This is a genomic window from Nonomuraea sp. WAC 01424, from assembly GCF_003947315.1.
In the GTDB taxonomy this organism is placed as follows: Bacteria; Actinomycetota; Actinomycetes; order Streptosporangiales; family Streptosporangiaceae; genus Nonomuraea; species Nonomuraea spiralis.
This window is the reverse complement of sequence record NZ_QHHZ01000004.1, coordinates 228,470-249,922: the sequence shown is the minus strand read 5'-3', so window position 1 is coordinate 249,922 and position 21,453 is coordinate 228,470. Positions and strand designations below refer to the sequence as shown.

Annotated in this window: 20 protein-coding genes; 5 read left to right on the top strand and 15 right to left on the bottom strand. The window is 72.7% G+C overall.

Annotated elements, in window-relative coordinates:
- Window positions 1–2: 2 nt before the first annotated feature.
- The 8 genes from DMB42_RS13410 to DMB42_RS13375 all read right to left on the bottom strand — a co-directional run bounded on the left by DMB42_RS13410 (window position 3) and on the right by DMB42_RS13375 (window position 8,974).
- A complete protein-coding gene (locus tag DMB42_RS13410) occupies window positions 3–1,442 on the bottom strand; it encodes an FAD-binding oxidoreductase (protein WP_125634281.1) in 1,440 nt (479 codons plus the stop codon).
- A complete protein-coding gene (locus tag DMB42_RS13405; RefSeq protein ID WP_125634279.1) occupies window positions 1,421–2,518 on the bottom strand; it encodes a sugar phosphate isomerase/epimerase in 1,098 nt (365 codons plus the stop codon). The genes DMB42_RS13410 and DMB42_RS13405 overlap by 22 nt, the downstream gene beginning before the upstream one ends.
- Window positions 2,515–3,342, bottom strand: a complete 828-nt coding sequence (locus DMB42_RS13400; protein WP_125634277.1) for an ATP-binding cassette domain-containing protein — start codon at window positions 3,340–3,342, stop codon at window positions 2,515–2,517. The genes DMB42_RS13405 and DMB42_RS13400 overlap by 4 nt, the downstream gene beginning before the upstream one ends.
- Window positions 3,339–4,202: an ABC transporter ATP-binding protein gene (locus tag DMB42_RS13395; protein ID WP_125634275.1), complete on the bottom strand. Its 864-nt coding sequence runs from the start codon at window positions 4,200–4,202 to the stop codon at window positions 3,339–3,341. Before DMB42_RS13395 ends, DMB42_RS13400 begins: the two co-directional genes overlap by 4 nt.
- On the bottom strand, window positions 4,199–5,116 hold the full coding sequence (locus DMB42_RS13390; protein ID WP_125634273.1) for an ABC transporter permease: 918 nt from the start codon (window positions 5,114–5,116) through the stop codon (window positions 4,199–4,201). The genes DMB42_RS13395 and DMB42_RS13390 overlap by 4 nt, the downstream gene beginning before the upstream one ends.
- A complete protein-coding gene (locus tag DMB42_RS13385; RefSeq protein WP_221762128.1) occupies window positions 5,116–6,123 on the bottom strand; it encodes an ABC transporter permease in 1,008 nt (335 codons plus the stop codon). The genes DMB42_RS13390 and DMB42_RS13385 overlap by 1 nt, the downstream gene beginning before the upstream one ends.
- A 26-nt stretch (window positions 6,124–6,149) precedes the next feature.
- A complete protein-coding gene (locus DMB42_RS13380; protein WP_185844632.1) occupies window positions 6,150–7,592 on the bottom strand; it encodes an ABC transporter substrate-binding protein in 1,443 nt (480 codons plus the stop codon).
- 173 nt (window positions 7,593–7,765) lie between these two features.
- Window positions 7,766–8,974 (bottom strand): amidohydrolase, encoded by a 1,209-nt coding sequence (locus tag DMB42_RS13375; protein ID WP_221762127.1) that lies wholly within the window; start codon window positions 8,972–8,974, stop codon window positions 7,766–7,768.
- A 180-nt stretch (window positions 8,975–9,154) separates the two neighbouring features.
- Here DMB42_RS13375 and DMB42_RS13370 point away from each other — a divergent pair, with 180 nt between their 5' ends.
- Both DMB42_RS13370 and DMB42_RS13365 read left to right on the top strand, forming a co-directional pair.
- A complete protein-coding gene (locus DMB42_RS13370; RefSeq protein WP_185844631.1) occupies window positions 9,155–9,910 on the top strand; it encodes a GntR family transcriptional regulator in 756 nt (251 codons plus the stop codon).
- A gap of 140 nt (window positions 9,911–10,050) precedes the next feature.
- Window positions 10,051–11,217: an acetate/propionate family kinase gene (locus DMB42_RS13365; protein WP_125634267.1), complete on the top strand. Its 1,167-nt coding sequence runs from the start codon at window positions 10,051–10,053 to the stop codon at window positions 11,215–11,217.
- Window positions 11,218–11,233: 16 nt separating this feature from the next.
- Here DMB42_RS13365 and pta read toward each other — a convergent pair whose 3' ends face one another.
- From pta to DMB42_RS13345, 4 genes are all read right to left on the bottom strand, one after another.
- Window positions 11,234–13,306, bottom strand: coding sequence for a phosphate acetyltransferase (gene pta / locus DMB42_RS13360; RefSeq protein WP_125634265.1), 2,073 nt, complete (start codon window positions 13,304–13,306; stop codon window positions 11,234–11,236).
- 61 nt (window positions 13,307–13,367) lie between these two features.
- On the bottom strand, window positions 13,368–14,189 hold the full coding sequence (locus DMB42_RS13355) for a universal stress protein (RefSeq protein ID WP_185844630.1): 822 nt from the start codon (window positions 14,187–14,189) through the stop codon (window positions 13,368–13,370).
- A gap of 29 nt (window positions 14,190–14,218) precedes the next feature.
- Window positions 14,219–14,746, bottom strand: coding sequence for a DoxX family membrane protein (locus tag DMB42_RS13350; RefSeq protein WP_125634263.1), 528 nt, complete (start codon window positions 14,744–14,746; stop codon window positions 14,219–14,221).
- Window positions 14,747–14,854: 108 nt separating this feature from the next.
- A complete protein-coding gene (locus DMB42_RS13345; RefSeq protein ID WP_125634261.1) occupies window positions 14,855–15,511 on the bottom strand; it encodes a CBS domain-containing protein in 657 nt (218 codons plus the stop codon).
- Between the two features lie 407 nt (window positions 15,512–15,918).
- Here DMB42_RS13345 and DMB42_RS13340 point away from each other — a divergent pair, with 407 nt between their 5' ends.
- Both DMB42_RS13340 and DMB42_RS13335 read left to right on the top strand, forming a co-directional pair.
- On the top strand, window positions 15,919–16,599 hold the full coding sequence (locus tag DMB42_RS13340; RefSeq protein WP_185844629.1) for a CBS domain-containing protein: 681 nt from the start codon (window positions 15,919–15,921) through the stop codon (window positions 16,597–16,599).
- Window positions 16,584–17,213 carry an HPP family protein gene (locus DMB42_RS13335; protein ID WP_125634259.1) on the top strand — a complete coding sequence of 210 codons (630 nt, stop codon included), beginning with the start codon at window positions 16,584–16,586 and terminating at the stop codon, window positions 17,211–17,213. The genes DMB42_RS13340 and DMB42_RS13335 overlap by 16 nt, the downstream gene beginning before the upstream one ends.
- A 10-nt stretch (window positions 17,214–17,223) precedes the next feature.
- Here DMB42_RS13335 and DMB42_RS13330 read toward each other — a convergent pair whose 3' ends face one another.
- On the bottom strand, window positions 17,224–18,717 hold the full coding sequence (locus tag DMB42_RS13330; RefSeq protein WP_125634257.1) for a carboxylesterase/lipase family protein: 1,494 nt from the start codon (window positions 18,715–18,717) through the stop codon (window positions 17,224–17,226).
- 175 nt (window positions 18,718–18,892) lie between these two features.
- Entirely contained in the window at window positions 18,893–19,024 is a 132-nt protein-coding gene (locus tag DMB42_RS54945) for a hypothetical protein (RefSeq protein WP_260477668.1), read from the bottom strand.
- A 135-nt stretch (window positions 19,025–19,159) separates the two neighbouring features.
- Between DMB42_RS54945 and DMB42_RS13325 the strand changes: the two genes are divergently transcribed.
- On the top strand, window positions 19,160–21,220 hold the full coding sequence (locus tag DMB42_RS13325; RefSeq protein WP_185844628.1) for an NACHT domain-containing NTPase: 2,061 nt from the start codon (window positions 19,160–19,162) through the stop codon (window positions 21,218–21,220).
- A gap of 48 nt (window positions 21,221–21,268) precedes the next feature.
- Here the strand turns inward: DMB42_RS13325 and DMB42_RS13320 are convergent, their stop codons facing one another.
- On the bottom strand, window positions 21,269–21,448 hold the full coding sequence (locus DMB42_RS13320) for a hypothetical protein (RefSeq protein ID WP_125634253.1): 180 nt from the start codon (window positions 21,446–21,448) through the stop codon (window positions 21,269–21,271).
- Window positions 21,449–21,453 lie beyond the last annotated feature (5 nt).

Below are 21,453 nucleotides of genomic sequence, written 5' to 3'. Positions count from 1 at the left end.
CGTTACTCCGCGCCCGCGTGGTCGGCGCCGGCGGGCTGGAGGTCGACGTGGCCGTGGTCGAAGACGTTCAGCGGGTCGTAGCGGCGCTTCAGCTCGACCAGCCGGTCGTACTTCGGGCCGTAGATGGCGCGGGCGCCGCCCTCGTCCTCCTTCTCGGAGGTGAAGTTGACGTAGCTGCCGTTCTCCCACTCCGTGACCGCGGCCGAGAACCGCCTGACCCAGGCCACCAGCGGCTCGCGCTCGTCCGGGTACTCCCAGTCGGCGCCGATGTTGCCGGCCCAGCGGGAGTGGATGCCCGAGGTGGAGTCGTTCGCGTGCTCGCGCGGCTGGAGCCGGCCGGCGATGAGCTCGAACGGGCACATCGTCTGGTGCGTGATGAACGAGCTGGAGTTGAGCGAACGGCCGGGGTAGGCGTCGACGTGCTCGATGGCGAGGTCGAGCAGCTCGTCGGGGAGCTCGCCGAAGGCGACGTGCCGCCAGTAGTGCGCGATGCCGTAGCGGAACTCGTCGTCGGTCGCGTGTTGCAGCGTCACGTGCGGGATGGAGCGCACCGACTGATAGATCGGCTCGCCGATCTGGAATATCGGCGCGCTGAGCGCCGGCTCGTCGGCCGGGTCGCCGTAGGTGACGGTCGCCACCGAGACGATCGGCTTGCCGCGGTGCTCGCGGGGCAGCTGCGACCAGTACTCGGGGCTGCGGTAGAGCCGCACGTACGTGCCGACGTTGTCCGGCATCGCCGGTCCCTGCTCGCGGAACAATTGCAGCACCTGCTTGCGCGACTCGGCCGGGTAGAGGGCGAGGCGTACCGTCGCCAGGCCGGGCAGGTCCACGTAGCCGAAGACGAACTCGGTCGCGATCCCGAAGTTGTGCCCCGCGCCCTTGAGCGCCCAGAACAGGTCGGGGTCGCTGTCGGCGTTGACGCGGCGGCCCACGCCGTCCACGGTGACGAGCTCCACCTCGCGCAGGAAGTCGACCGTGGAGCCGAACATGCGCGACAGGTAGCCCATGCCGCCGCCGAGGGTGAGGCCGGCCACGCCGGTGTGGGAGACGACGCCGGCCGGCAGCGCGATGTCGTACGGCTCCGCCGCGCGGTCCACGTCGCCCCAGCGGCAACCGGCGCCCACGGTGATCGTCCGCGCCTCCGGGTCGATGGACACCGACCGCATCAGCCCGGTGTCGATCAGCACGCTGCCGTCGGCGACGCTGGTCCCGGCGAGGTTGTGCCCGCCGCCCCGCACGGTCAGCGGGAAGGCGTTGGCGACGCACCAGCGGAGCGCGTCGACGACGTCGGCCGTGCTCGTGCAGCGTACGATCGCCGCCGGCCGCTGGTCGACGTCGGCGTTCCAGACGCGGCGCAGCGACTCGTACCCCGGCTGTCCCGGGTACACCACGTCGCAGCCGACGGCGGACGCCAGGCTGTTCAGGACCTCGGGTTCGTACATGTGGGGAGTTCTCCTTCACTGGCGAGAGTTGGGTTGCGAAGGTCGAGGAGCGCGCGGAGGCAGGCGAGCGATTCGCCGAGGAACGCGCGCAGCTCCGGCCCGGCCGGGCCGGAGCTGCGCAGTTCGCCGAGCCCCGGCCGGCGGCCGGCGGCGGCGTCGGCCGTGTGCCGAGCCGCGAGCGAGCGCAGCTCCTCCAGGTCGGACGGGGTCATGTCGGGATGGGCGGGCCACCACCGCGGGTCGTCGGGCAGCAGCGACATCTCCGCCCGCGAGCCGCCGATGCCCTCGATGACGAGGTCGATCTCCGGCCGCGCGCCCAGGAGCGTGTCGAGCAACCGCGGCCAGTCGGTCATCCCCTGGCCGATCGGCATGAGGAACCGGGAGAGCCCCTCCCCCGTGTCGGCGAGGATCGCGTCGCGCAGATGCGTCATCCGGGTGTACGGCGCCACCCGCGCGACGGCCGGTCCGACGGGCTCGCCGCGGACGACCAGGTTCGCGGGGTCGAGGCAGACGCCGAGCACGTCGGCGCCGACCAGGTCGATCAGGCGCAGGATCTCGAAGGTGGTGATCTCCTCGTGCGTCTCGATGTTGAGGCGCACGCCGTGCTCGCGGAGCACGGGCGCGAGCGCGAGCAGAAAGTCGCCGGTCGCGGCGAGCTGGTCGGCCCAGTCGGCGTCAGTGCGGAAGCGGTCGAAGCTGAGCAGCCCCGGGTAGGGCTTGAAGCCGCCGGTGGCGGTCCACGCCTCGGTCCAGCCGTGCTCGGCGCACAGGCGGATCAGCCGTTCCATACCGGCCAGGTAGCTGCCGCCGCCGAGATCCCGTACGCGCGGCAGTTCGGCCGTCATGTACGGGTTGACCTTGCCGACTCCGAGCTGGACGAACATCCCCCAGTCCCGGGCCGCCCGCGCGAACGCGCCGATCGCGCCGGGGTCGAGCTCGGGGAAGGCTTCGTCGACCGTACGCACGAGGATGCCCTCGAACCCGAGGCCCGCCACGGCGTCGAGGGTGGCGAGCGGGTCGGCGCCCAGCAGCGAGGAGCCGCCGGTGAACTTGACGTCGACGCCGATCCTGGTCATCGTGGCACCTCCGCCCGCTGCCTGCGCAGCTCCCTGCGCCCGCGCTCGTACGCCGGGTCGGGGATGGGCACGGCTTCGAGCAGCGCGCGGGTGTAGTCGGCCCGCGGGTTGCCGTAGATCTCGGCGACGCTGCCGGAGTCGACGACGCGGCCGTGGTGGAGCACGACGACGCGGCTGCACAGGTACTTCACGACCGCGAGGTCGTGGGAGACGAAGAGCACGGTCAGGTTGAGCCGCCGCTGCATGTCCTTGAGCAGGTTGAGAACCTGGGCCTGCACGGAGACGTCGAGCGCGGAGACCGGTTCGTCGCACAGCAGCACCCGCGGCCCGACGACCAGCGCGCGCACGATCGCGATGCGTTGCCGCTGGCCGCCGGAGAAGTCCCGCGGATAGCGGCCCAGATGCTCGGCGTCCAGCCCGACCAGGTGGAGCAGGTCGAGGATGCGCTCCATCCGGTCGCGGGCCGGGAAGCCGCCCATGACGAGCATCGGCTCCTCCAGGAGCTGCCGCACGGTCATCCGCGGGTCGAGGCTCGAGTACGGGTCCTGGAAGACCATCTGCACCTCGCGGCGGTAGCGGTGCAGCTCGCCGCGGCCCGGTCGCGCCGGGTCGATGCCGTCGTAGCGGATGCTGCCGGAGTCCTCGCGTTCGAGGCCGATCAGGCAGCGGATGATCGTCGACTTGCCGGAGCCGGACTCGCCGACGAGGCCGACGATCTCGCCCTCGGCGATCTCGAAGCTCACGTCGTCCAGCGCCTGGTGGGCGCGGCGGCCGGAGCCGAACCGCTTCGAGAGGCCGTCGACCTGGAACAGCACTCTGCTCATACCGTGGGCCCTTCCGTCGCCATGAAGTCCCCGACCGTCTGCAGCCGGGTGTCCGGGTCCGCGTCGAGGCGGGGGATCGAGCCGATCAGCCCGCGCGTGTACGGGTGCCGGGGGTTCGCGAACAGCTCGTCGACCGGCCGGTCCTCCACGAGGCGGCCCCGGTACATCACCGCGACCCGGTTGGCCAGGCCGGCGACGATCGCCAGGTCGTGGGTGATGAAGAGCACCGACAGGCTCATCTCCCGCGACATGGCCTCGATGAGGTCGAGCACCTGCTCCTGGACCCGTACGTCCAGGGCCGTCGTCGGCTCGTCGGCGATGAGCAGGCGCGGCTCGGCGATGAGGGCGGCGGCCATGACGACGCGCTGCCGCATGCCGCCGGAGAACTGGCCGGGATAGGCCTTCAGCCGTTCCTTCGCCTTCGGCACGCCGAGCCGGTCGAGCATCTCGGCCGCCCGCCGCAGCGCCTCGCGGCGCGCGACGCCGCGGACGACGAGCGGCTCGGCCACCTGCTGGCCGATCGTGAGCACGGGGTTGAGCGCGGTCATCGGATCCTGGAAGATCATCGAGATCTCGCTCCCGCGGAGGCGGCGCATCCGGCGCTCCCCCGCGCCGATCAGTTCGGTCCCGTCCCACCGGATCGAGCCGTCGTAGACGAGCGCGCGGTTGAGCTGGAGGATGGCGCGGGCCGTGATCGACTTGCCGGAGCCGGACTCGCCGACCAGCGCGACGCGCTCGCCGGGGCAGATCGACAGGTCGAGCCCTTCGACGACCGTGAGGTCGCCGGCGCCGCCTCCGATGCGGGCCCGTTCGGGCACGCGCACGCTGAGGTTCTGGATGCTGAGCACGGGCTCGGTCATCGGACGCTCCTCGACGCCGGGTCGACGACACCGCGTACGGCGTCGCCGACGAGCCCGAAGGCGATGGCGGAGATCGTGATGGCGAGGCCCGGGAAGAGGGCCACCCACCACGCGCTCGTGATGAACTGCTGTCCCTGGGCGACGAGCGACCCCCAGTCCGGGCTGGGCGGGGGCGCGCCGACGCCGAGGAAGGCCAGGCCGGCCATCATCACGATGGTCCCGGAGATCTCCATGCTGGCCTGCACGTAGACCGCGTCCATCGAGTTGGGCAGGACGTGCCGGAGCATGAGCCGCAGCCGGGAGACCCCGAGCACCTGGGCGGCCTCGACGTAGGAGCCGCACATCGTCTCGCGCAGGATGCCGCGCATGAGCCGGGCCGTGCCCGGCCAGGAGGCCGCGACCATCGCGATGATGATCGAGGTGAGCGACGGGCCGATGGCGGCGGCCAGGCCGAGGGCGAGCACGAGCGACGGGATGGACATGAAGATGTCGCACACGCGCATGACGGCTTCGTCGGCCCAGCGTGGCAGCAGCGCGGCGACGCTGGCGACGAGGACGCCGGTGATCATCGACAGCACCACGATGCCCACGGCCGCGAGCAGCGTCGTTCCGGCGCCGGCGAGGATGCGGGAGAGCACGTCGCGTCCGGCGTCGTCGGTCCCGAGCAGGTGGCCGGGGCCGGGTGGCAGCAGCGCGTCCTCCGGCGCGACCTCGTACGGCGAGAACGGCGCGAGGAACGGGCCGGCCGCGGCGAACAGCAGCAGGAGCGCGACGCCGGCGAACGCGAAGCGGTCGACCAGGGCGACGCGCCGGCCGAAGAGCCGGCGGATCCTGCCGCCGATGCTCCGGCCGACCGCGGCCGTGGACAGGTCGATCCCGTGGGGAACGGTGAGGGGTTCGCGGGTTCCGGTCATCAGGCCGCTCTCAAGTGGTTGGTACGCACCCGCGGATCGAGGATCATCTGCAGCAGATCGACGACCACCGAGGAGACGATGAAGACGAACCCGACGACGAGCACCGCCCCCAGCACGGCGTACGTGTCGTTGTTGACGATGGCCTTGTACATGTAGCTGCCGACCCCGGGGAAGGAGAACACCGCCTCCACCAGCACGGACGCGCTCACCATCCAGCCGAACTGCATGCCGAAGATCGTCAGCGTCGAGCCCATGGCGGAGCGGAGCGCGTGGCGCACGACCACCCGTCCGCGCGGTACGCCCTTCGAGATCGCGAAGTCGATGTAGTCGGAGTGCAGCGCGGAGATCATGTTGGAGCGCACGTTCCGCGCCAGCGTGGCGATGAACGGCACGCTCAGCGCCAGGGCGGGCAGGACGAGGTGCGCGAGCGAGTCCAGCAGGTTCGCGACGTCTCCGAACAGCAGGGAGTCGAGCACGGTGAACCCGGTCACGTCGGGCGGCGCCATCCCCACGCCGTTCAGGCCGGACAGCGGGAACCAGCCGAGGAGGAACCCGAGCGTCCAGCGCAGCATGATCGCGAACCAGAAGATCGGCACCCCGCCGGCCAGGACGAGGATGAGACGGGCCGCGACGTCGGCCGCCCGCCCTTGCGAGACCGCGGCGACGACGCCCAGCGGGACCGCCACCAGCACGGTGATCAGCATCCCCGCGAGCACCAGCTGAATCGTGTTGGGGAGCGCCGCGGCCAGGTCGCTGGTCACTCCCTGGTGCGTGTACGCGGAGGTGCCGAGGTCGCCGGCGGCCGCGCGCGTGAGGTAGGTGCCGTACTGGGCGAGCATGGACTGGTCGAGGCCCATCGTGTGCCGGACCTGCTCGACCTGGTCGGCCGAGGCGAAGCGGCCCGCGGCCACCCGGTCGGGGTCGCCCGGGATCAGCTTCGACATCAGGAACACGATCGTCGCGACGCCCCAGCCGGACAACAATGCCAGACCGATCCGTCGGATCACGAAGACGAACATCATCGGCCGTCCGGCTACTTCGCCAGCAGCAGCCGGCCGACGTCGAACGTCGGACTGGTGGGCGTGTACGGCAGCGGCGCGAGCTTGCCGTTCCTGGCGCCGTTCACGGTGGGCCAGGCGATGTAGACGGCGGCGTGGTCGGCCACGATCTGCTTCTGCGCGTCCACGTACGCCTCGCAGGCCGCCGCCTGGTCCTTGGCGGTCGAGGCCGCCGCGAGCAGGCTGTCGACCTTCGCGTTGTCGTAGCGTGCGCCGTTCGTCTGGCCGATCGCCTTGGAGTTCCAGCTACGGTCCAGGACGGAGCCGGCGTCGGGGAACGGCGCGAAGTCCCACGAGATCGCGAGGTCCGGGGTGGTCGCCGGAGCCGAGATCATCTGCATGTACTGGGGGAAGGTCGCCGTCTTGACCTTCACCACGAGGCCGATCTCGCGCAGGCTGTTCTCCAGCAGCGTCCCGGCGAGCTTGAACTCCGGGACCGCCGGGTCGTAGGCGATCGACACCGTCGCCCCGGCCGCGCCCGCCGCGCCGAGGAGCTGCTTGGCCTTGGCGTCGTCGCGGGCCGGCGCCGGGCCGTCGTAGACGCAGTCCATGCCCCGGGGGATGACACTGCGGGCGATCTCGCCGGAGCCCTGCAACGCGGTCTTGATGTGGCCTTCGTAGTCGTAGGCGAGCTGGATCGCCTCGCGTACGCGCGGGTCGCGGGTGACCTTGCCCTGCGTGTTCATCGTGGCGAGGGTCACGCGCGTCGAGGGCATCGAGTAGCCCTCCAGGCCGGCCTTGCCGCTGAGCTGCTTGACGTCGAGGGGCGCCAGGCCCCAGCCGAGATCGACATTGCCGGTGAGGAGTTCGTCCCTGAGCAGGCTGCTCTCGTTCATCATGCGGAGTACGACGTTCTGCGGGCGGCGGGCGTCCGTGGCCCAGTACTTGTCGTACCGGGACAGGCCCACCTCCTGGTTCGCCTTGTAGCCGCTCAGCACGTACGGGCCGGATCCCGCGTCGTGCGTGGCCAGCCACTGCTGGGCGTCGTCCGCGCCCTCGTTGCTCCGCACGACCTTGGAGTCGACGATGTAGAGGTAGCTGAGACCGGCCAGGAAGCTGACGCTCGGCCGGGTGAAGGTGATGGTGACGTGGGTGTCGTCGACGACCTTCGAGGACGCGTACGAGGGGATGAAGGCGACGCTTCCCGAGGCGATCCGCTTGGCCCGGTCCAGGCTGTACTTCACGTCCTCGGCGGTGAGCTTGTTGCCGGAGTGGAAGACCACGTCGTCGCGCAGCGTCAGGGTCACGGCCGTCGCGTCGGAGTTGAACTCCCAGGAGGAGGCCAGCTTGGGGATCATCTTCGAGTTGGAGTCGAATCCGACCAGCCGGTCGTAGAAGGCGGCGATGAAGATGTCGTTGTCGGCGTTGGACGACTGGAGGGGGTCGAGGGTTTCGAGCGAGGCCTGGCCGGCGGCCACGATGGTGTCCGCCTTCGCTCCGGCGTTGCCGCTCGTCGAAGGCGCGGACAGTCCGCACGCGGACAGGGCCGACGCCGTCGTTACGCAAAGGACCGCGAGAATGGCTCGCCGTGCAGCGCGACCTTTCATGTCGGGTTCCTTCCTCAGATGTGCAAGGGGGGTTGTGTGGGGGGTCAGGCGATCGGGCTGGGGACGTCCGATCGCGTGGTGAGAGAGCTGCGCGAGACCCACCGGCCGGCGCGCATGACGTCGCGTCCCAGGGGCGGAGCGGCGACGGCTTCGGCCGCGTGGCGGGCGCCGGCCACCACGAGGTCGGCCGGGCCGCCGGCGCGCAGGCCGTGGTCCGGCACGCCGAGCGCGGCCGCCGCGCGGTCGGTCACGAAGCCGAGGGCGAGGTCGAGGTCCTCGTCGGTGAACAGGCTGTTCCGGTACGCGACGGTTCGCGCCACGTCCAGAGGGTCCCCGGAGCCGAACGGCCACCAGCTGTCGCGGATGTTGTCGGTGCCCGAGAAGACATTGACGCCCCGCCGTACGAGTTCCAGCACGGGCGGGACGGGGCCGGCAGGCCCGTTGGTCATGATCGAGATGTGCTGTTCGGCGAACGCGGCGGCGATCTCGTCGAAGTCGCGCTCCCCCAGCCGGCCCAGCCCGTACGCGTGGCTGAGCGTGACCGAGCCCCGCATCCCGTACGCGGCGACCCGGCCGACGATCGCCCGGTACTCGGTGAGCGCCGCGGGCCCGTCCTCGTGCAGGTGGAGGTCGATCCCCGCGCCGTGGCGGTCCGCCAGCGCGAAGACCGCGTCGAGATGGCCGTCGAGGTCGCCGTCGATGGAACGGGGGTCAAGCCCGCCGACGACGTCCGCGCCGAGGCGCATCGCCTCCTCCAGCAGGTCCGCGACGCCGGGCGCCGAGACGATCCCGCTCTGGGGGAAGGCGACGATCTGTACGTCCAGGTAGCCGGCGAACGTCTCGCGGAGCCGCAGCATCCGCTTCAGCCCGTCGAGCCCGACGTCGGGGTCGATGTCGACGTGCGCCCTTAATGTGCCGGTGCCGTACTCGACCATTGTGCGGGCCAGGCCGAACGCGCGCTCGTCGGCGGTGTGGCCGAGCGTGGCGCGGCGGGCCTTCTCCAGCTCGATGCGTTCCCGGACGCCGCCACCGGGAACGTGCGGCTGCCACTCCCCGCCGAAGAAGGTCTTGTCGAGGTGGGCGTGGCCGTTCACGAGCGGCGGCAGGACGAGCCGCCCGTCCAGGTCCTCGGACGGGCCGGTGACCGGTTGGGATCCGGCCGGCCGGATGTCCCGGACGACCGTGTCCACGATCTCGATGTCGACGAGGTCGCCGTTACAAAGGCGTCCGTTCCGAAGGGTCGTTTGACTCACATCGATCCTCTCAGCTCCGCTGATGGCATACACAGTCGCAGACAGGATCACGTTTGTCACGGTTGTTGGGGCTTGTTACGTCGTTGTTGTATACCAAACTCGAGATCACGTTTGGAGAAGGGCTGGGCGGGCGCGGCCCGATCATGCCTAGAATGAGTCGCCGGAGCACGGAGGTTGAGGGTGTCCATCCCAGAGCGAGAACGACCGCCGACTGCCGAGGGGGAGCCGGTCGACACACCCGGGCTCTCCCTCGACCAGCTGGCCTACGAGTGGGTGCGCGAGCGGATCATCGACGGCACCTACAAACCGGGCGCGCGCATCCGCGAGCGGGCGGTGGCCGAGGAGCTCGGCATCTCCCGCATCCCCATCCGCGAGGCGTTCCCGCGGCTGGAGAGCGAGGGGTTCATCCGCAGCCTGCCCCGGCGCGGCGCGGTGGTCGCCTCGCTGACCGTCCGCGACGTCAACGAGCTCTACGACGTACGCGGCTCGCTGGAGGTGCTGGCCACCCGGCTCGCGGCCGAGCAGTGCGGGCGCGGCGCGTCCGCCGAGATCCTCCGGGAGATCCTCGACGAGGCGGAGCGGGCCGTCGCCGCCAACGACGGCGTGCTGCTGTCGGCCACCAACTCGCGTTTCCACGCCGCGATCCTGACGCTCTCGGACAACCTGCTGCTGCAGGACCTCATGGCGCCGATCCTCGGCCGGGTCAACCGGCTCTTCTACATCGTGCCCGAGAGCGACCAGGTCAACTTCCACCACGAGCACGCCGAGCTCTACCGGGCGATCTCGTCCGGGCAGGCCGACCTGGCCGCCGCCCTGGCCTTCGCCCACGTGGAGCACAGCCGCCGCGACACCATCCCGGTCGTGCAGTCGCTGCTCGACGCGGCCGACCCGCCCCGGCCGGCGGGCCCCCGTCAGGTGGTCAGGCGCACACCGTAGGCGCGCGTGATGACCTTGGTCCCGGATGTGGGTGCCCTTCGGCCGCCGTGCCCGCCGCCGTTCTCAAGGAGGGTGGAGGCGGACATCCGGTGTCCTACCTCGTCACCGGCGGCTGATCACGACTGAATAGGCTCTCCGACATGGCCGACCCCATTCTCGTGCTGAACACGGGATCCTCCTCCATCAAGTACGAGCTCATCGACCCGCACACCCGCGAACGCTCGGCCAAGGGCCTCGTCGAACGCATCGGGCAGGAGTGGGGGCGGCTCACCCACGTCGGCGGCGACGGGCGGCCGTACGTGCGCGACCGGCCGTTCCCGGACCACGGCGTCGGGCTGGAGGCGATGCTGGAGGCGTTCGCCGCCGCCGGGCCGGCGCTGGACCCCGTCGCGGTCGGGCACCGCGTCGTGCACGGCGGCGACCGGTTCGGCGCGGCCGTGCTCATCGACGACGAGGTCGTCGCCGCCATCGAGGAGCTGGCCCCGCTCGCGCCGCTGCACAACCCGGTCAACCTGACCGGCATCCGGCTCGCGCTCAAGACGTTCCCCGAGGTGCCGCAGGTCGCCGTGTTCGACACCGCCTTCCATCGCACGCTCGCGCCGCAGGCGTACACGTACGCGGTGCCGCGCGAGTGGGGAGTGCGGCGCTTCGGCTTCCACGGCACCTCCTGCGCCTACGTCTCCCGCCGCGCCGCCGAACTGCTCGGCCGCGACCCGTCCGGGCTCAACCTCATCGTGCTGCACCTGGGCAACGGCGCCGGTGCGACCGCCGTCTCCGGGGGGCGCAGCGTGGACACCTCCATGGGCATGACCCCGCTGGAAGGGCTCGTCATGGGCACCCGCTCCGGCGACGTCGACCCCGCCCTCGCCGGCTACCTCGAACGGACGCGCGGCCTGGACGCCCGGCAGGTGGAACACGCGCTCACCCACCGCGGCGGCCTGCTCGCGCTGACCGGGACCAGCGACATGCGCGAGGTCCGCGCCCGCGACGACGCCGACGCCCGCCTGGCCCTGGAGGTCTACACCCGGCGCGTCCGCAAGTACGTCGGCGCCTACTACGCGCTGCTCGGCCGGGTGGACGCGATCGTGTTCACCGGCGGAGTGGGCGAGCACGACGCGGCCACCCGGGCGGAGTCGCTGGCCGGGCTCGACCGGCTCGGCATCACCGTGGACCCCGAGCTCAACGGGTCGGCGCCGGCCGGGGAACGTACGGTGTCCCCGCCCGGCGCCGAGGTGGCGGTCCTGGTCGTCCCCACCGACGAGGAGGGGGAGATCGCCCGCCAGACGCTGGCGGTGTGCTCGCCCTGAGCGGGGTCCGTCCGGTCTAGCGGCGGTCCGCCAGTTCCAGCGGCTCCCCGGGCAGGCCCGGTTCGTCGTCGTGCACCTGCGCGGCCGTGACGGCGACGGTGGTGACGATGTCGGCCACCGTGGCGCCCCGGGACAGGTCGTTGACCGGCTTGCGCAGCCCTTGCAGCACCGGGCCCACCGCGCCCGCCCCGGCGCTGCGCTGGACGGCCTTGTACAGGTTGTTGCCGGTGTTCAGGTCGGGCACCACGAACACGGTGGCACGCCCGGCCACCTGGCTGCCGGGCATCTTCACCCGGGCCACGGACGGGTCCACCGCGGCGTCGTACTGGATCGGCCCCTCCACCTGGAGGTCGGGACGGCGCTCGCGGACCAGCTCGGTGGCGGCGCGGACCTTGTCGACGTCGGCGCCCGCGCCGGAGGCCCCGGTCGAGTACGACAACATGGCGATCCGCGGATCGACGCCGAACCGCGCCGCGGTGCCGGCCGAGGCGATCGCGATGTCGGCGAGCTGCTCGGCGCTCGGATCGGGGTTGACCGCGCAGTCGCCGTACACCAGCACCCGGTCGGCCAGCGACATGAAGAACACGCTGGAGACCAGGCCCGTACGCAGGATCTCGAACGCCGGCCTGATGGTGTGGGCGGTGGTGTGCGCCGCGCCCGAGACCATGCCGTCGGCCATGCCGGTGTGCACCATGAGCGTGCCGAAGTAGGAGACGTCGGTGACGGTGTCGCGGGCCAGCGCGACGGTCATGCCCTTGTGCGCCCGCGCCTCGGCGTACGCGCGGGCGAACCGCTCGCGCAGCTCCGCGTCGAACGGGCTGAGCACCCTGGCCGCGTCCAGGTCCAGGCCGAGCTGGGCGGCCTGCACCCTGATACGTTCCTCGTCGCCGAGCAGGGTGAGCTCGGCCACGTCGCGGCGCAGCAGGATGTCGGCCGCGCGCAGGATGCGCGGCTCCTCGCCCTCGGGCAGCACGATGTGCCTGCGCCGGGCCCGTGCCCGGTCCAGCAGCTCGTACTCGAACATGAGCGGGGTGACGACGTCGGTCTTGGCGATGTCCAGCCGTTCCAGCAGCAGCGGGCCGTCCACGTGGGTGGCGAACAGCCGCAGCGCGGTGTCGATCTTCCCGGTCGCCTCCGGGGTGAAGCGGCCCTCCACCGAGGACAGGCGGGTCGCGGTGTCGAAGGTGTCGTGGTCGGTGGCGATCACCGGCAGCGGGATCGCCATGCCGCGCAGCAGCCGTTCGACCGGGGCCGGCAGGTCCGTGCCGCCGGTGAGCACGACGGCCGACAGGGCGGGGAAGCCCGGCGTGGTGTGCGCCGCGATCAGGCCGGGCAGCAGCGCCGCGGCCCGGTCGGACGGAATGATCACCGCCGCCCCCTCGGTGAGGCGGTCGAGGATGTTGGGCAGCGACATGGCGCCCACCATCAGCGTGCTCGCCTCCCGTCCCAGCCCGTCGCGCTCGCCCAGGAAGAACCGGCCCTCGCACGCGTCGAGCAGGTCGGCCACGGTCGGCGCACGCAGGGAGGCGGTCTCCGGCAACACGAACACCGGCGCCGGATGCGCGATCGTCAGGCCCTCGGCGGCCCTGGTGACCACGACCGCGAGCTCCTGGTCGTGGTGCTGCGCCAGCTCCCTGGACGACAACTCGACCGCGGCCGCGATCTGCGCGGCGGTCCGGCCCCGGCCGCTCACCACGTTGACCACCGGCGTGCCCAGGTTCGCCGCCAGCCTGGCGTTGAACTCGAACTCCGTCGGCGCCCCCACGTCGGTGTAGTCGGTGCCGACCACCACGACCGCGTCACACCGCCCGGCCAGCGCACGGTAGCGGGCCACCACCTCGCCGACCGCGCGGTCGGCGTCGGCGTGCACCTCGTCGTAGGTGACACCCGCGCACGCCTCGTAGGGCAGGGCGAGCTGGAACCTGCTCCGGATCGTGTTGATCAGGCCGTCCTCGCGGCCCGCCCGTACCACCGGCCGGAACACCCCCACACTCTCCACCTGGCGGGACAGCAACTCGACCAGGCCCAGGGCGACGGTCCCCTTGTTGCTTCCCGCCTCACCCGCGGCAATGTACGCAGCACGTGTCATGACACTCATTCTCGGTCGTCTCGGCAGGTCGATCCGCCCGCGTGGGGGCGCGGCCCGGCGGTCATCGTGGTGTCCTGACCACGGCCAGCGGGCCCGGCGCGTGGTGCAGCAGCGCGTGGCTGACCGAGCCCAGGACCAGCCCGGCGAACGTGCCGTGCCCGTGCGAGCCCACCACCAGCAGCTCCGCGCCGGCCGCGGCCTCCCGCAGCGCCTCGACCGGATGCCCGTGCACCAGCTCCTCGACGACGGGGACGCCGGGGTGCCGCGCCCGCAGGCCGGCGAGCGTCTCCTTCAGCGCGTCCGTCCCGCCGGGATCCGCCGGGTCGTACCCGCTCCGGTGGTCCTTGGCGCGGACGACCCGCAGCCGGGCACCGCGCAGCGCCGCCTCGGCGAACGCGAACTCCAGCACCCGGGGCGAGGCCGCGGCCCCGTCGACGCCGGCGACGATCTCGCGGGCCGGTGCCGAGATGGGCGGGCGAACCACGACGACGTCGCAGGGCGCGTGCCCGGCCACCCCGTAGGCGACCGATCCGACCAGCGCCCCGCGTACCCCGCCGAGCCCGTGGCTCCCGACCACCAGCAGGTCGGCGTCGCGCGCGGCCTCGATCAGGGCGGCGCGCGGGTCGTCGGGCAGGAACGTCGTCCGCAGGCCGATCTCCGGCCGGTCCGCGCGGGCCCGTTCCTCGGCCGCCGCCAGCACGGACCGGCCGCCCTCGCGCATCCAGGCGGCGACCTCGGCGAAGCGGCCGGTCTCCGTCTCGTACGCCCAGCGCGGCAGGGCGTGCGCCACGGTCAGCGGCACGTCACGCAGCGCCGCCTCCCGCGCCGCCCAGACCACGGCTTCGAGCCCGGCCCGCGAGCCGTCCACTCCCACGAGAATCATGGTTTCTCCTTCGACGGGGGCCGGGCCGGTCACTTGAGCCACGGGGTACGCCGGACGACGGGCAGGCCGCCGAGCCCGAGGGTGCCACCGGCCCCGGTGAGGGCCAGGCCGACGAGGACGAGCGCGTACACGATGTGGTCGTCCACGAAGGGGTTGGTCTCCAGCGGCAGCCCGGCCGCCCACATGAGCAGCAGCATGGCGGTGCCGGCGCCCGCGGCGACGCGGGTGCCGATCCCGAGGACGAGCGCCAGGCCGATGAGGGCCAGGCCCGCCATGAACAGCCAGTCCACCCACGCCTGTCCGGCCAGACTTGAGAAGAAGCCGCCGAACGCGTTCTCACCGGCACCCTTGAGGAAGCCGGTCGTCGGGCTGCCGCCGTTGATCCACGCCTTGGCGGCGGGGGTGGCCAGGCCCCAGCCGAACGTCTTGTCCAGGAAGGCCCACAGGAAGATCCAGCCGAGCGCGATCCGGGCGACGGCCCAGACGTAGTCGGCGGGGGTCCGCGCCGCCTTGACCACGTGGGTGTGCGTCACTGGCCGGTGAATGGTGGTGGCCATGGCGGGCCTTCCTTCCGTGCTGTCCTACGTTCCTGTCTCACCTCCATCCCATCGGCCGGGGGCGGCGGCGTTCAGTGCCGTACGGCCCGGGGCCGAATGACCTTGGTCCTACAGCAGCGGAGGGACGACGACGAGGTCGTCCTTGACGCAGGTCAGCTCGGACACGACGTCGATGACGCCCTCGACCGCCCTGACCGCCTCGGTGACGGCGATGGCCTGCGACCTCGTCCCGGTCCGGCCGCCGATCGTCACGACTCCGCGATCGACCACGACGGAGAACCGCTCGGGGTCCGGGAGCACGGCTCTGATCTCGGCTTCCAGCTCGCCGGCCGGGCGGGTGAAGACCCGAAGGACGTCCCGCTGGTGCAGAGTGCCGGCGATGCGGCCGGTGACGGGGTCGATCACCGGCAACTGCTTGACGCGGTGGTCGTGCATCAGCCGGGCCGCGTCCCGGAGCGGTGTGCCGGGCGTGACGGTGATCGCCGGTGAGGTCATGAGCTGGGCCGCGTTCACCGCGGCGGCCTTGTGGTGTTCCGCGCGCCGGTCGCGGGACTCGAAGATCGACACGCTGTGCCGTACCGGGTCGCTCTCCTTGACCAGCAGGTCGTCCTCGGAGATCACCCCCACCGGCCGCCGGTCGGCGTCGATCACGGTGACCGCGCCCACCGCGAACCGCTTCATCGCGGCCACGACGTCGGCGAACGACGCGTACGCCGGCACCGCGATGGCCACCCGGCCCATGACGTCCTTGACTTCGATCGACATGACGTTCCCCCTCACCTTCATCCTCCAGAGTCCGGCGCCGGAGCCCGGCCGGGTCCCGCGCCGGCGCGTGGACGTGAGGACACCCGCCGGGCGAGGCGGACGGTCCCGCCCTGCCGGGGTCGCCGGGACCGGCGACCGGAGCATCGTGACTGCCGTGATCCGGCGTCGGACGGGCCCGCTGCGGGGATGGGGATCTCTCGCGCCTCGGCGGGTGTCTTCCCTCATCCTCGGCGGAGGCCGGGCGCGTGCGTAGGGTCGTTGGTCCTCACCCCGCCGGGACCAGCGGCCCGGTCTTCCCGCCCGCGCACCGACCAAGGACCGTCCGCATCGAGGACTTCCGCCCCTGAACGACGCCGTCCTCCCGCGATGGGATGGAGGTGGAGCACCGGAGGGAGAGCTGATCCGCCATGCGCATGACCGTCGCGGACGTGATGACGACCGAGGTCGTCACCGTCACCGCCGCCACCCCGTTCAGGGACATCGCCGAAGCCCTCGTCACCGGCGGCGTCAGCGCCGTACCGGTGATCGACGAGGACCACCACGTGCTCGGCGTGGTCTCCGAGGCCGACCTGCTGCGGAAGGAGGAGTTCCGCGAGCAGTTCTGCCGCGAGGGCTACCGGCCGCCGATGCGCGCCCGGCTGCGGCACCCCGGGGCCCTGCGGAAGGCCGGCGGCGACACCGCCGCCGAGCTCATGACCAGCCCCGCCGTCACGATCACCGCCGGGGCGGCCGCAGTCGAGGCCGCCCGCCTCATGGACGCCCACGACGTCAGGCGGCTCGCGGTCGTCGACTACAACGGCCGTCTTGAAGGCATCGTCAGCCGCCGTGACCTGGTCAAACTGTTCCTGCGCGGCGACGCGGAGATCGCCGCCGAGGTGCGCGACGACATCCTCGACCGCGCGCTCTGGGTGAACACCGACGGCGTGCGGGTGACGGCGGAGCACGGCGTCGTGACGCTGTCCGGCTGGATGGAGCGCCGCACCGAGGCCGCCATCGCCGTCCGCATGACCGGCCGGGTCAACGGGGTGGTCGGCGTCGTCGACGAGCTCGCCTGGAAGCAGGACGACTCGACGTGGCAGGGCAGGTAGCCATGCTGGTCCGGGAGGTCATGAGCAGCCCCGTCGTCACCGTCCGCCGCACCGATCCGGTACGGCGGGCCGTCCGGGTCCTGTACGGCCACGACATCACCGCCGCCCCCGTCGTCGACGACTCGGGCAGGCTGGTCGGCGTGGTGAGCGAACTGGACCTGCTGCGCGGCGAGTTCGAGCCCGACCCTCGCGCCACCGCGACCGCCGCCGCGGCGTCCGGCGAGCCGCCGCCGCGCCTGGTCCTGGAGGTGATGACCCGCGAGGTCGTCACCGTCACCGAGACCACCGACGTCACCACGGCCATCGAGTTCATGGTGGGCAGGCGGGTCAAGAGCCTGCCCGTGGTCCGCGGCGGACAGCTCGTCGGCATGGTCAGCAGGCGCGACCTGATGGCCGTGCTCGCCCGTCCCGACGACGAGCTGCGCGCCGCGGTCGTGGCCGCGCTGGCCGAGCAGTATCCGTCCGGTCCGGGCTGGACGGTCGCGGTGCGCGACGGTGTCGCGGAGCTGAGCGGGCCGCCCCGCGAACCCGCCGACCACATCGCCGGCCTGCTGGCCCGTACCGTGCCCGGGATCGTCCGGGTCAGGCACGTACGGGGACAGCCGGGGCCGTGAACCGGCCGGGCTACGGCCGTGCCCGCGAGGTGAGCGGGGCGAAGGCGTGCCCGGCCCACAACCGCCGGGAGATCTCCTCCGGGTACGCCTTCGTGCCCGGCTCGGTGTCGATGACCCAGGTGTGCCTGTCGCCCGGCTCGTACGCCGGCCAGCCCGGATCCCCGGAGGCGGCGAACGCGGTCCAGGCGGCGCGGACCCGGGCCGACAACTCGGCCGCGACCGGCGGCGGCTCCTGCCCGAGCAGCAGCGTGGCCATTCCCGCCGTCAGGTTGCCGAACGTCAGCGGCACGCCGGGCCCATGGCAGGCGCCGAGGGCGTCGCCGCCCATGCCGGGGGCGGGCCAGGTCAGCTCGTACAGGTGGGCCCGGCCGTGCCTGGCGTGGGTCTCGGCCAGCCGGAGCGAAGGCATCCGGAACATCCAGTCGGAGTGCACCAGCTCGTACAGCCGTTCCTCGCCGACGCCGGGGTGGGCGGCCCGGTAGGCGCCGGGGTCCGGGGCGAGCTCGCGCAGCGCGGTGGCCGCCCGCTCGGCGGTGATCCGGCCGAAGTCGCCCTGGATGGCCATGAACAGCCGGTACTCGTCGCGCGTGTGCCCCACGACCAGGGCGACGTCGCGCGCCGGAGCCTCCCACGGCAGGGCGGGCAGCACCTCGCCGTCCACGACCGGCGCGAACGGCGTCCGGACGTACGCGGCCGTCCCCCATCGCGGATGGCCGCCCATCTTGTCCGCCACCGCGTCCCCGGCGTCGAGCAGCCGCTCGGGTGACAGGCGGGCGAGTTCGGCCGCGAACGGCGGCAGGCCCAGCTCACCGGCCAGGACGGCGGCGATGTCGGCGGCCAGCTCGGCGGAGAGGAACAGGCCCGGCACGCTCTGCGCGATCGCCCCGCGGAACAGTCCGGCGGCTCGGGGCATCGCCAGCAGCGCCGCGATGCTCCCGGCCCCGGCGGACTCCCCGAAGACGGTGACCCGGTCCGGATCCCCGCCGAAGGCCGCGATGTTCTCACGCACCCAGCGCAGGGCCGCCACCTGGTCCAGCAGCCCGCGGTTGGCCGGCGCCCCCGCGAAGTGCCCGAAGCCCTCGGCGGAGAGCCGGTAGTTGAAGGTGACCACGACGACGCCGTCCCGGGCGAGCACCCGGCCGTCGAAGACCGGGTCGCCGGACCACCCGTACATGTAACCGCCGCCGTGGATCCACACCAGCACCGGCAGCCCGGCGGCGCCCAGGTCGGGGGACCAGACGTTGAGGGTCAGCCAGTCGCCGTCCGCCGCGGCCCCGCCGGACGCGCCCAGCAACCTGGACTGCGGCGGCGGCGGGCCGAACGTGGCGGCCTCGCGTACCCCGTCCCATGGTTCGGGCGGGGCTGGCGCGGCCAGTCGCAGGCCGCCCACCGGCGGTCGCGCGTACGGCACGCCGCGGAAGACGGTGACGCCGTCCTCCGTCCGCCCGCGCAGTCTTCCCGTGGTCACCCGGGCCTCCGGGCCCGCGGATCCGATGGCACTCATGGCACACTCCCCTTCCGGAGGTGGCTCTCACAGCCAGGCGCGGCCATCTTCACCCGGACGGCGGGCCCGCCGCACCTCGATTTCGCGTGCGGGGCGGCGAAGGCGGGTGCCGACGGCGACCGGCCGTGGTGGGATGGACGCCGGGGCGCACGATCAGACCTGGAGCAGTCGTGAGTCAGCCATCCTCCTCCTGGGACGTCCCGGGCCGGTCCCGGTCATGCCGGCGGTCGTCCCGTACGGCGGTCGCCAGCGCGATCGCGGCGGCGGTCAGCTGCACCAGATCGGTGAGGAGGTCGAGGAGGTTCATGCGGCGAGCATCCGGATCCGCGCCGGGGCCGTCCTGCCCTCTCCCCCGGCGCCGCCGGAGAATCCGCAGGTCGGAGCCGTGCTCCCGGGCGGCGGAAAGTGTCCGGACCGGACCCCGCCGGACGGGCGGCACCAGATGACCGGCCGGGAGGACGACCCGCGCCGCTGGTTCGCCGACCGGCTCGGCGAGGGGTTGCGCCTGTGCGGCCGCAGCAACACCCAGCTCGCCCTGCGGGCCACCGCCATCCTGGAGCACCGCGCGAACCTGCCCGGCGGAAGGGCCGGCGGACGGGTGCTCGTCGATCGCAAACGCATCAGCGCCTGGTCCACCGGCGCGGACCTTCCGCAGGATCAACGTGTCCTGGAGGCGCTGGTCAAGGCGTTGCTGGAGGGGTTGCGCAGGCAGCAGGAGCAGGGGCGGGCCGACGCGGGCGAGATGACCGCGGGCCTGCTGGACGAGCGGGCCTGGTTGGCGTGGTGGCGCGCCGCCCGCGACGCCCCTCGCGGCGAGCCGTGGCTGGGGGCCTACCTGGCCGCCGCCCGCCGGGCCGCCGAGGCCCACCCGTACCCGGGGGTGCTGCCCGGTTCCCGGCTGCCGCCGCTGTCGCAGGTGTACGTGCAGCAGCGCGGCCGGTTACGGTCCGGCGACCACCCCGCTCCTGACTCGTACGGCTCGCCCGGGACGCGGCTCACGGCCGAGGCGGTCGTGTCGGCCGATCACGACGTGCTCCTGCTCGGCGCTCCCGGGGCGGGCAAATCCAGCCTGTTGCGCCACGTGCTGATCACCATGGCCGCGTCCATGGCGGACCGTGGCGCGGCCGTGGAGGGCGACGTTCCCGTCCATGTGCCGGCCGTCTGCCTGACCGTGCGGGGGTTGTCGTTCGCCGGGCAACTCGCCGCCGCGGCCCGGGACGAGCTGTCCGGACAGCGGGTGCCGCCGCTGACCGCGGAGCTCTTCGAGCGCCCGCCCCGGCCCGGCTCCCGTTGGCTGGTCCTGCTCGACGGCCTCGACGAGATCGTCGACGTACGGCAGCGGGTCCGGCTGATCCAGCTGGTCGGCGAACACCGCGCGGGCCCCTACCGGTTCGTGCTCACGAGCCGTCCGCTCCCCGAGGACGAGCTGCGACCGCTGGAACACGATCCGCGCCTGCGGATCTACGACCTGCTGCCCTTCGAGCCCGGCCAGCTCCGGTCCTTCGCCGAGGGCTGGATGCGCACCGCCCACGACCTCGACCCCGTACGGCTGCCCGACCCCGAGGCCGCGGTGCGCGCCTTCCTGGCCCAGGCGACGCGACCGCCTCTGGCGCAGCTCGCCCGCACCCCGCTGCTGGCCACCGTCCTGTGCCAGTTGCACGCCGCCGGACCGGACCGGACGCTGCCGCGCGACCGCTACGGCATCTACCAGAACTTCGAGCTCCTGCTACGGCAGCGCCTCACCGATCCCCAGGTGCCCGAACTGCCGGACGCGATCGTCGCCGCGCTGGGCCGCTTCGCCGCCCGGCGGTATCACCGGCACGGGATCGACGACGTCCCGGCGCGCGATCTGCTGGCCGAGGTGCTGCGCGACACCGACGGCCTGCGCCCGCCGGGGCTGCCGCCGCTCGACTGGACGGCGCGGCGCGAACACCTGCTGCGGCGCACCGGCCTGGTCTCGGCGCGCGGCGGCACGTACGCCTTCGTCCATCTGACCATCGGCGAGTTCCTGGCCGCCCGGCACGTGGCCGCCGACGCCCGGCTCAGCAGGCAGGCGTCCCGCGAACTGTACGGCTGGCCGGGCCCCAGACCGCTGGTCAGCTTGTCGTCCTATGACCGTTTCCTCATCGCCGCCTGGCTGGGCGGCCCGTCACGGGACCCGTCTCCGCAGGCGCCGCGGGGGCTCGCGACGGCCCTGCGCCGCTCGGCCCGCTGGAGCATCGGCGCCGGGTACATCGCCCAGCTCGCCGCCGACGGCCTCACGCCGCCCCCGGAGACCGCCGACGCGGCCGCCGCCATCCTGAGGGGCCTGGCCGCCGACCCCGACCGGGTGGGACACATCCGCGTCGAGGCCGCGCGGGCCCTGGCCGATCTACGCCACGAGCAGGGCCGCGACCTGCTCGCCGCCCTGGCCGCCGACACCGGGCTGAACGAACTCCAACGGGTGGCGGCGGCGGAGACGCTGGCCGTACGGGACCCGCCGCGTCTGCCGCCCCCACCCTGAACGGGCCGGAGGCCGGGCGGCGGGCTGCCGTCCGGCCTCCGGGGCTGGTCAGAACCAGGGGCAGGGGTTGTTGCAGGCGGTGTAGCTCGACGTGCAGTCGGTGTAGAAGAAGATCCGCTTGTAGAAGCCGCCGCCACAGTGGTCGCACCAGGTCTGGTACGTGCAGCCGGCGTCGGCGGTCGTCTGGGGGAGGACACGGGCGAGCACCCGCTCCGCGAGCTTGACCATTGTTG